General features: G+C 67.7%; 3 protein-coding genes and 1 pseudogene. 3 read left to right on the top strand and 1 reads right to left on the bottom strand.

Features of this window, described 5'->3' with window-relative positions; translation table 11 throughout:
• Positions 1 to 120 precede the first annotated feature (120 nt).
• Positions 121 to 675 (top strand): annotated as a pseudogene (locus ACP7A3_RS16690) (spermidine synthase); the annotation flags it as partial.
• A 59-nt stretch (positions 676 to 734) separates the two neighbouring features.
• On the opposite strand, the gene ACP7A3_RS16685 reads toward ACP7A3_RS16690, so the two are convergent.
• Positions 735 to 2,159 (bottom strand): aldehyde dehydrogenase family protein, encoded by a 1,425-nt coding sequence (locus ACP7A3_RS16685; RefSeq protein ID WP_331362278.1) that lies wholly within the window; start codon positions 2,157 to 2,159, stop codon positions 735 to 737.
• 109 nt (positions 2,160 to 2,268) lie between these two features.
• Between ACP7A3_RS16685 and ACP7A3_RS16680 the strand changes: the two genes are divergently transcribed.
• Both ACP7A3_RS16680 and ACP7A3_RS16675 read left to right on the top strand, forming a co-directional pair.
• On the top strand, positions 2,269 to 3,246 hold the full coding sequence (locus ACP7A3_RS16680; RefSeq protein WP_426256677.1) for a quinone oxidoreductase family protein: 978 nt from the start codon (positions 2,269 to 2,271) through the stop codon (positions 3,244 to 3,246).
• A 211-nt stretch (positions 3,247 to 3,457) separates the two neighbouring features.
• Entirely contained in the window at positions 3,458 to 6,829 is a 3,372-nt protein-coding gene (locus tag ACP7A3_RS16675) for a glycosyltransferase (RefSeq protein WP_426256676.1), read from the top strand.
• Positions 6,830 to 6,842: the final 13 nt, after the last annotated feature.

Raw genomic sequence — 6,842 nt, 5'->3', positions numbered from 1 at the left:
AGCCCGCACCCTCTGGGTGATCCATGAAACGCGCCCCTCGCAGCCTTCAACACCATGTTTTATATAGGAAATATAATGGTCAGGACAGCGAAATCAGCGCCTTACTTGGGAAATGTGGGGATGAATAGCCGGATGAGCGGGTCGGAAGAAGCGCTCGCCGTCATGACGATCGAACGGCTGGCGTCTCGTACCCCGCATCTGCTGATCGGCGGGTACGGCATGGGATTTACGTTACGCGCGGCCTTGGCGGCATTGGGGCGGGATGCGCATGTGACTGTGGCCGAGCTGGTGCCGGAGATCATCGCCTGGGCGCGTGGGCCGATGGCGGACCTGACCGCGGGCGGGCTGGACGATCCCCGCGTGACGGTGCGGATGGGCGATGTCGCCGACGCGATCGGGGCGGGGACGTATGATGCGATCCTGCTCGACGTCGACAATGGGCCTGACGGGCTCGTGCGCGCCGAGAACAACCGGCTTTATTCGAATCGCGGGCTGGCGGCGGCGCGGGTGGCGCTGGCACCGGAGGGCATATTGGCGGTGTGGTCTGCGGGGAAGGACGCGGCGTTCACCAAACGGCTGCGCGACGCCGGGTTCGAGGTGGACGAAGTGAGCGTCCGCGCACGCAGCAACGGCAAGGGCGCGATGCACACGATCTGGTTCGCGCGGAAGCGGTAGGGCTGCCCCAAGGTCCGTCATTCCCGCCTGCTCGGGAATGACGGTGATGATGTGGGCCGTTACGCCGGCTCGCCGACGATCGTCTTCAGCTCCATGAAGTCGGCGATGCCGTATTTGCCGCCCTCGCGGCCGTTGCCCGATTGCTTGAAGCCGCCGAACGGCGTGCCGACCGGGCCGCTCCAGCCGTTGATCGTGACGAGGCCGGCGCGCAGGCGCGGCGCCACCTTGGCCGCTTCCGCCGGATCGCCGGAGATCGCCGCCGACAGGCCATATTCGGTGGCATTGGCCAGGCGCACGGCCTCGTCGCGGTCCGTGTAGCGGGTGATCGTCGCGACCGGGCCGAACGTTTCCTCGCGCGCGATGCGCATGTCGGGCGTCACGTCGGCGAAGACGGTCGGGCGGACGTAATAGCCGGCGTTGCGACCATCGGGACGACCGGGACCGCCGGTGACGAGCGTCGCGCCCTCGTCGATCGCCGACTGGATCAGCGCCTGGATCTTGTCGAACTGCGCCTTGTTGACGACCGGGCCGATATGCGCGCCCATCTCGGCAGGATCGCCCACGGGCACGGATTCGAAGATCGCCTTGGCGACCTGCGCCGCTTCCTCGGCCTGGCTGTCGTGGACGAGCAGGCGGGTGGGCGCGATGCAGCTTTGCCCCGAATTGGCGAGCACGCCCTGCAGCGTCGGCGGCAAGACGCTGGCGAGGTCCGCGCCCTCCAGCACCAGATTGGGCGCCTTGCCGCCCAATTCCTGATGCACGCGCTTGACGGTCGCCGCCGCAGCCTGTGCCACCGCGATGCCGGCGCGGGTCGATCCGGTAAAGCTGACCATGTCGACGCCGGGGTGAGTCGACAGCGCCGCGCCGACCGTGGGGCCGTCGCCGTTGACGAGGTTGAAGACACCCGCGGGTACACCCGCCTCGTGCAGGATGTCGGCGAGGATCATCGCGCAGCTCGGCGCTTCCTCGGACGGTTTGAGGATCATCGTATTGCCTGCGGCCAGCGCGGGCGCGACCTTGGCGCAAATCTGGTTGAGCGGCCAGTTCCACGGCGTGATCATCGCGACGACGCCGATCGGCTCGTGGACGACGCGCGCCTTGCCGACCTGTTCGGAGAAGGTGAATTCGCGCAAGGCCTTCACCGTGCCCATCAGGTAACCGAGGCCCGCGGGTGCTTGCGCCGCCTGCGCGAAGCCGACCGGCGCGCCCATTTCCTGGCTGACCGCCTTGGCTAGATCGGGGATGCGGCTCTTGTACACCTCGATCACGCGGTCGAGCAGGTCGGCGCGTTCCTCCGGCGTGGTCTGCGAGAATGTCTCGAACGCGCGGGTCGCGGCGGCGACCGCCTTGTCGACGTCGGCCTGCGTGCCGAGCGTGATCGTCGTCACTGCCTGTTCGGTCGACGGATCGATGACGTCATAGGGGCGGCCACCCTCGCTCGCCACCCAGGCGCCGTCGATGTAGAAGGTGAGGGGATCAGTCATCGCATCGCTCTCCATCGGATTTGCATCGATAGTGCGATGCGCCGGGATCGGTTGCAACCCGAAACGCGTATCGCGGGTTGGGGCGGGGCACGAGAAGGACGGACGGCATATGAGCGAACGCGTCGCACGCATCACCCGCACCGGCGGGCCGGAGGTGATCGAATGGGTCGACGTCGACCTGCCGCCGCCCGGGCCGGGCGAAGTGCGGATGCGCCACCATGCGGTCGGCCTGAACTATATCGACACCTATCATCGCAGCGGCGTCTATCCGGTCGACCTGCCGGCGGGGCTCGGCAGCGAGGCGGCGGGTGTGGTCGAGGCGGTCGGTGAGGGCGTCGACGGCCTGTCGGTGGGCGACCGGGTCGGCACGTTCGGGCCGTCGCGCGGCGCCTATGCCACGGCACGCAACGTCGCCGCGAAACAGCTTTTCCGGCTGCCCGAGGATGTCGACGATCGCACCGCCGCCGCGATGCTGCTGAAGGGGTGTACGGTCGAAGCGCTGGTCGATCGCTGCGCGCGTGTGCAGGCGGGGCAGACGGTGCTGGTGTGGGCGGCGGCGGGCGGTGTCGGGCAGCTGATGACCGGCTGGCTGAAGGCGATCGGCGCGACGGTGATTGGTACGGCCGGCACGCAGGCGAAGGCGGAGCATGCCCGGGCGGCGGGTGCGGATCACGTCCTGCTCCACCGCGACGAGGATGTCGTGGCGCGCGTCAAGGACATGACCGATGGCGCGGGCGTCGCGGTGGTGTTCGACGGCGTCGGCATGGCGAGCTGGGAGCGGACGCTGGCCGTGACCGCGCGGCGCGGCCTGATCGTCAGCTATGGCAATGCCGGTGGCGCGGTGACGGGCGTCAACCTGGGCGTGCTGGCGGCCAAGGGGTCGCTGTTCGTGGCCCGTCCGACGCTGTTCGATTATTACGTCACGCCCGAGGAACGGCAGGCGGGGATCGAGCGGCTCTATGCGATGCTGCGATCGGGCGCGATCCGTCCCGAGATCGGTCAGACCTTCGCGCTGGAGGACGCGGCGGACGCGCATTGGGCGCTGGAAGCGGGCGAGACGCGGGGCAGCACGATTTTGACCGTTTGAGGCGCTGGATCGCGGAGCGCAGAGAAAAGGGGCAGTCACCCTGTCGGGGTGGCGCAAGTCGTTCGACGGCATCGTGCTGTAAAGGCCGGGTAATGGTCGCACGCAATCGGATAGGCGAAGCAATAGGCGTCGTCAGCATGAACGGTTTGTCATTCTGACGTCTTGATCGTGCCATCGATCGTCGGGCATGGCGGGCGCCGGAGTGTCGCCAATGTCCCAGAATTCGGTTTTCTACGATGCCAGCGGTCGGCGTAAACGGCGGTTTACGCTGGCGGTCGTCGCGTTCGTCCTGTTGCTCGTGCTGTCGGTCGCGATGTTCGCGGTGTCGATCGGCGCGGTCCCGGTCGCGCCGCTGCTGCCCGTGGAGGTCGAACGGCCACCGCTCCAGCGGCTGGCGGCGCCGCATGGCGTGTTGCGACGCGCGCGGCGCAGCATCGCTTATTACGAGAACAAGCTGTTCGGCACCGCGGCGCGCAAGCCCGCGGCATCGGGCAATCCGACGCTGGCCATCGCCTTCCACACGCCTTGGGACCCGTCGAGCGCCGCAAGCCTTCGCCGTCATGTCGAACAGCTCGACTGGGTAATCCCCGGCTGGGTCTCAGTAACGGGACCTAACCACCAGATTACCGTGTTCCGCGACACCGCCGGCCGCACGATCCTGAACAAGGCGATCCACCGCCCGGTGGTGTTGCCGATGATCCAGAATGCGCTGAACGGCAATTGGGACGGCAAGGGCACCGCCGCGCTGATGGCCGATCCGAAGGCGCGCGCGGCCTTCCTCGACAAGCTCGTCCCCTGGCTCGCCAACAACCGCGCGGGCGGCGCCTTCTTCGACTTCGAAAATCTGCCTGCCAGTGCGCAGGCCAACTACCGCGCCTTCCTGGCCGATGCGCAGCGTCGCTTCGCCCCGCGCGGCTGGGTGGTCGCGATCGCGGCGCCGGTCGGCAATCCGGAATGGAACCTGCCCGCCTACGCCAAGGTCACCGACAAGATCTTCCTGATGGCGTATGACGAGCATGAAACGTCGGGCGAGCCGGGGCCGATCGCGTCGCAGCACTGGTTCGTCGAACAGGTCGCCAATGCTTCGCGCGGCATCCCGCCGCAAAAGCTGGTCGTGGCGATCGGTTCCTACGCCTACAATTGGTCGCCGGCGGGTAACGACGCGATGAGCGTCGAGGAAGCGTGGCAGGCTGCGCGCGATTCGGGCACGGTCCCGACCTTCGACCCGGTCAGCGGCAACAGCAGCTTCGCCTATAAGGAAGGCGACGAGAGCCATGTCGTCTGGCTGCTCGATGCGGCGTCCGCCTATAACGAGATGACCTTCCTGCAGCGCGCGGGCATCGGCAGCATCGCGCTGTGGCGCCTGGGTGCCGAGGACCCCAGCGTGTGGAAGCTGCTCGGCCGCGATCATCGCACGCTGCCGCCGGCCAGCGTCATCGATACGATCCCCGCGGGCACCGACGTCGACATCGAAGGACCGGGCGAAATCCTGAAGGTGGCCGGCACGCCCGTCACCGGCCAGCGGTCCGTGGTCACCGGCCCCAATGGCGCGATCACCGACGTGCGCTTCGATCGCCTGCCGGCACCGCTGGAGGTGGACCGTACCGGCTATCGCAAGAAGCTGCTCGCGCTGACCTTCGACGATGGACCGGACCCCAAGTGGACGCCGCAGATCCTCGACGTGCTGAAGCGCGAACATGCCCCCGGCACCTTCTTCATCGTCGGGGAGAATGCGCTGACGCAGCGGCCGTTGTTGCAGCGGATGATCATGGAAGGCCATGAGATCGGCAGCCACACCTATACCCACCCCAATCTCGCGACCTCGTCGCCGGGGCAGGTGCTGTTCGAGCTGAATGCCAACCAGCGCCTGTTCCAGGCCTTCACCGGCCGATCGCTGCGCCTGTTCCGCGCGCCCTATTTCGGTGATGCCGAGCCGAGCACCGCGGACGAACTGGGGCCGGTGCTCCAGGCGCAGAACCGTGGCTATGTCTCGGTGGGTCTGCACGTCGATCCGGACGACTGGAAGCGGCCGGGGGTGCAGGCGATCATCGACCGCACGATCGCGCGCGTCACGGATGGTCCCGCCAATTGCACCAACGATTCGCCCGTCGATTGCAGCCGCAATGTGATCCTGCTGCACGATGCCGGCGGCAATCGTGCCGAGACGGTCGCGGCGCTGCCGGTGATCATCGATCGGCTGCGGGCGATGGGCTATCACTTCGTGCCCGTCTCGACGCTCGCCGGCCTGTCGCGCAATGCGTCGATGCCGCCGATCAGCGCCAGCGATCAGCTGGCCGCGCGTGTCGACCTCGGGCTATTCAGCGCATTGGGCTTCATCGTCGTCGCGCTGCACTGGATGTTCGCGATCGCGATCACCGTCGGCATCCTGCGCGCGCTCGCGCTGTCGGCCCTGGCGCTGATCCAGGCGCGTCGCGAGGGGCGTGAGGTGTTCCCGGCGATCGACCCCACGCGCTTCGTGACGGTGATGATCCCGGCGTATAACGAAGAGCGCGTGATCGAACGCGCGGTCCGCGGCGTGCTCGCCTCCACCGATGTCGCAATCGAGGTGATCGTGATCGACGACGGGTCGAAGGATCGCACCTCCGCCGTCGTGGCGGAGGCGTTCGGCGACGATCCGCGCGTTCGCCTGCTGACGCTGGAAAACGGCGGCAAGGCGCGTGCGCTCAACACCGCGCTGGCGCAGGCGAAGGGCGAGATCGTCATCGCGCTCGACGCCGACACCCAGTTCGAACCGACGACGATCGCGCGCCTCGCCCGCTGGTTCGACGATCCGAAGCTGGGCGCGGTCGCGGGCAATGCCAAGGTGGGCAACCGCGTGAACCTCGTCACCAAGTGGCAGGCGCTGGAGTATATCACCGCGCAGAACCTGGAGCGTCGGGCGTTCGCGCGCCTCAATGCGATCACGGTGGTGCCGGGCGCGGTCGGCGCATGGCGGCTGGCGGCGATCCAGCAGGTCGGCGGCTATCCGCACGACACGCTGGCCGAGGACCAGGACCTCACCATCGCGATCCAGCGCGCGGGCTGGGCCGTCCGCTACGATCAATATGCGGTGGCGTGGACCGAGGCACCCGAGACGTTCCGCGCGCTCGCCAAGCAGCGCTTCCGCTGGGCATTCGGGACGCTGCAATGCCTGTGGAAGCATCGCTCGGCGATCGGCAGCAGCCATCCGCGGGGGCTCGGCTGGGTCGGTCTGCCGCAGGCGATCGTGTTCCAGATCCTGCTCGCCGCGATCAGCCCGATCATCGACCTGGCGCTGCTGGTCAGCTTCGTCGTCACCTATCTCGACGTGCAGGCGCACGGCTGGGCGCAGACGAGCCACGACGTCTACACGATGCTGACCTTCTGGGCGGTGTTCACGACGATCGACCTGCTGGCGGCAACGGTCGCCTTCGCATTGGAACGGCGCGAGAAGTGGAGCCTGTTGTGGCTGCTGATCCCGCAGCGCGTCGGCTATCGCCAGATCATGTATTACGTCGTGCTGAAGGCGATCACGCAGGCGATGCGCGGGCCGATGGTCGGCTGGGGCAAGCTGCAACGCACCGGCCGCGTGCAGGCGGGGTGAGGGAGCGCGCGCT

The organism is Sphingomonas sp. DC5200-1 (genome assembly GCF_049897245.1).
Taxonomy (GTDB): domain Bacteria; phylum Pseudomonadota; class Alphaproteobacteria; order Sphingomonadales; family Sphingomonadaceae; genus Sphingomonas; species Sphingomonas aquatilis.
Note: the sequence above shows the minus strand (reverse complement) of the source record. Positions and strands in the feature narration are given on the sequence as shown.